3 protein-coding genes and 1 pseudogene are annotated in these 3,306 nt (G+C 72.1%); 2 read left to right on the top strand and 2 right to left on the bottom strand.

Annotated elements, in window-relative coordinates:
* On the bottom strand, positions 1-407 hold a 407-nt coding region (gene pyrR, locus ACXJKL_RS17775), incomplete at its 3' end, for a bifunctional pyr operon transcriptional regulator/uracil phosphoribosyltransferase PyrR (RefSeq protein WP_457208338.1).
* Positions 408-540: 133 nt separating this feature from the next.
* Between pyrR and ACXJKL_RS17770 the strand changes: the two genes are divergently transcribed.
* On the top strand, positions 541-1,143 hold the full coding sequence (locus ACXJKL_RS17770; protein WP_457208337.1) for a class I SAM-dependent methyltransferase: 603 nt from the start codon (positions 541-543) through the stop codon (positions 1,141-1,143).
* 42 nt (positions 1,144-1,185) lie between these two features.
* Here ACXJKL_RS17770 and ACXJKL_RS17765 read toward each other — a convergent pair whose 3' ends face one another.
* On the bottom strand, positions 1,186-2,481 hold the full coding sequence (locus ACXJKL_RS17765) for an acetyl-CoA C-acetyltransferase (protein ID WP_457208336.1): 1,296 nt from the start codon (positions 2,479-2,481) through the stop codon (positions 1,186-1,188).
* A 155-nt stretch (positions 2,482-2,636) separates the two neighbouring features.
* Between ACXJKL_RS17765 and ACXJKL_RS17760 the strand changes: the two are divergent.
* Positions 2,637-3,306: pseudogene (locus ACXJKL_RS17760) on the top strand (3-oxoacyl-ACP reductase); the annotation flags it as partial.

Genomic DNA, 3,306 nt, shown 5'->3' with positions numbered 1-3,306 from the left:
CGGTCGACCAGCACGGCCAGGCGTACGGCGGCGGGGCGGCCGAGGTCGGCGAGCGCGTCGAGGGCGGCCCGGATGGTGCGGCCGGAGAACAGCACGTCGTCGACGAGCACCACCACCTTGCCGTCGATGCCGCCGGGCGGGACCTCGGTCTTGTGGGAGCGCCGTGTCGGCTGCGTGCGCAGGTCGTCGCGGTACATCGTGACGTCGAGCTCGCCGACGGCGACCGCGGCACCTTCGACGCTGGCGATGCGCTCGCCGATGCGGCGAGCCAAGGGGACGCCACGCGTGTGGAGGCCGAGCAGGACGAGATCGGCGGCGCCCTTGTTGCGCTCGAGGATCTCGTGGGAGATGCGGGTCAACGCCCGGGCGATGTCACCGGAGTCGAGCACGATGCGAGGGTCGGCCATGCGGCCCGAGACCTCCTTCTCCGCCTCACGGGACGGTCAGTTAAAGGATGTCGAACGCCGCAGACGTTACCAGCACGGGCTCGCGTACTGTCGAGGCAACCGGCGCGTGCCGGTCCCAGGTCAGGAGCTCGTCATGAGCGTCCGTTACGCCACCGCCTACTGGTGGGGCATCACTCCGTGGACGAAGGCCGGGCGACAGAGCACGGTGTCCTTCGACGTCCTGCTCGACGCCGAGGAGCGCGGGCGCGGGTCGCAGCTCGGGCGGGCCCTCGATCTCGGGTGTGGCACCGGCGAGCGGACCATGCGCCTCGTCGAGCGCGGCTGGGACGCCGTCGGCATCGACGACGTACGGCAGGCGGTCGACATCGCCATCCGTCGCTGCGGCTTCGCCGACACCAGGTTCGTCGTGGGCGACGTCCGTCACCTCGTGCACTCGGGCATCGGCAGCGGCTTCTCGCTGGTCCTCGACGTCGGCTGCTTCGAGGGACTGGGGCGCGAGGACCGGGCGCTGATGGCCGCCGGGGTCACCGCGCTCGCCGCCCCGGACGCGACCGTCCTGCTCATGACCGCCGAGCCGCACGGCCTCTCCGTACGCCGGCACGGCGCCACCCGCGCCGACGTCGAGGAGGCCTTCGCCGGGTGGACCCTCGTCGGCGCCGAGCCAGCCGACACCCGCGGGATGTCGCGGGCACGCGCCAGGCTCACGCCGACGTGGTACCACCTGCGTAGGACCTGACCTTCCCCGTCCTGGCTCCTCAGCGCGACGGAAGGGGCGCGGTCAGCGCTCGAGGATGGCCACCACTCCCTGGCCGCCCGCGGCGCAGATGGAGATCAGGCCGCGACCGCCCGTACCGGTCGACGCGGCCTTCTCGTCGAGGATGTGGGCCAGGGTGCTGATGATCCGTCCACCGGTCGCGGCGAAGGGGTGCGCCGCCGCGAGCGAGGACCCGTGGACGTTGAGCTTGTCGCGGTCGATCGCGCCGAGCGGCTCGTCGAGGCCGAGGCGCTCCTTGCAGAAGACCGGGTCCTCCCAGGCCGCCAGGGTGGACAGCACCTGGGAGGCGAACGCCTCGTGGATCTCGTAGAAGTCGAAGTCCTGCAGCGACAGGCCGTTGCGCGCGAGCATGCGCGGGACGGCGTACGCAGGGGCCATCAGCAGGCCCTCGTGGCCGTTGACGTAGTCCACGGCGGCGGTCTCGTGGTCGACGAACCACGCGAGCACAGGCAGGTCGCGCTCCCTCGCCCAGTCCTCCGAGGCGAGCAGCACGGCGGAGGCACCGTCACTCAGCGGGGTGCTGTTGCCGGCGGTCATCGTGGCGGCCTCGCCCCTGCCGAAGACCGGCTTGAGCGTGGACAGCTTCTCGACGGTCGAGTCCGCGCGCAGGTTGTTGTCGCGCTCGACGCCGCGGAACGGCGTGACCTGGTCGTCGAAGAAGCCCCGGTCGTACGCCGCCGCCATCTTCTGGTGCGACGAGGCGGCCAGCTCGTCCTGCGCCTCCCGGGTGATCCGCCACTCGAGGGCGGTCAGGGCCGCGTGCTCACCCATGGAGAGGCGGGTGCGGGGCTCGCCGTTCTGCGGGATCTCCAGGCCGATGTCGCCGGGGCGGATCCGGCCGAGCGCAGTCAGCTTGCCCCGGGTGTCGCGGGCTGCGTTGACCCTCATCAGCTTCTTGCGGAGCTTGTCGCTGATCGCGACCGGGGCGTCGGAGGTGGTGTCGGTGCCGCCGGCGATGCCGACGTCGATCTGGCCGAGGGCGATCTTGTCCGCGATCTGGATCGCGGCCTGCAGGCCGGTGCCGCAGGCCTGCTGGATGTCGGTGGCCSGGGTCTCGGCGGACAGCTTCGAGCCCAGCACCGACTCGCGGGTGAGGTTGAAGTCGCGGGCGTGCTTGAGGACGGCGCCGGCGACCACCTCGCCGAGCCGCTCGCCCTCCAGCCCGTAGCGGGCGACCAGGCCGTCGATGGCCGCCGTGAGCATCTCCTGGTTGGAGACGTCGGTGTAGACCGTGTTGGACCGGGCGAACGGGATGCGGTTGCCACCGAGGACGGCGACGCGACGGGTCGAGGAGTTCATGCTCCTATCCTTGTCCCCCGCCCCACATCGGGGGAATGCTCTGAGGGCCACGTCACGAAATGTGGACGCCGAGTTACACGTCCCGTTACATGTACGACGCCGGACCCGTACGCCGCCTGCTCCCCCATCCCACGTCACCGGAGGACCTCCCCGCCATGAGCGACCGCTACCAGGGCTTCGTGTCCTCCCCGATCGGCAAGCTCCTCGTGAAGAACCTCGGCCTGCCCAGCCCGACCCGGCTCGAGCGCTACCGCGAGGGCGCGCCGCTCGTGACGGGCACCGTCGTGGTCGGCGGCTCCGGACGCCTGGTCGACCGGCTGCCCGCGCTCCTGGAGGGCCTCGGGATCGCCTCCACCACGACCACCGACGGCGACGGGCGCTTCAAGGCCCTCGTCCTCGACGCGACCGGCATCACCGACACGGCCGGGCTCGTGGCGCTCCAGGAGTTCTTCACCCCGCTGGTGCGCCGCCTCGAGACCTGCCCGCGCATCGTGGTCCTCGGCACCACGCCGGATTCGGTCAGCGGCGGCGAGCGCGTCGCGCAGCGCGCCCTCGAGGGCTTCACCCGCTCGCTGGGCAAGGAGATCGGGCGGGGCGGCACCGTCCAGCTCGTCCACGTCTCCGCGGGAGCGGAGGAGGCGGTGGCGTCCACGCTCGGCTTCCTCCTCTCGCCCAAGTCGGCGTACGTCTCGGGGCAGGTCGTGCGGATCGGCGCCCACGGGTCGACGACCGCCGGGCAGGTGGCCGACCGGACCCGCCCCCTCGCGGGCAAGGTCGCCCTCGTCACCGGCGCCAGCCGCGGTATCGGCGAGCAGATCGCCCGGG

This window comes from Nocardioides sp. P5_C9_2 (assembly GCF_054049555.1).
This window is presented reverse-complemented; position numbering and strand designations above follow the sequence as displayed.

What these genes read in the sequence shown, in the direction of transcription:
- ACXJKL_RS17770 (WP_457208337.1), top strand. Translation starts at nt 541, where the DNA reads ATGAGCGTCCGTTACGCCACCGCCTACTGGTGGGGCATCACTCCGTGG.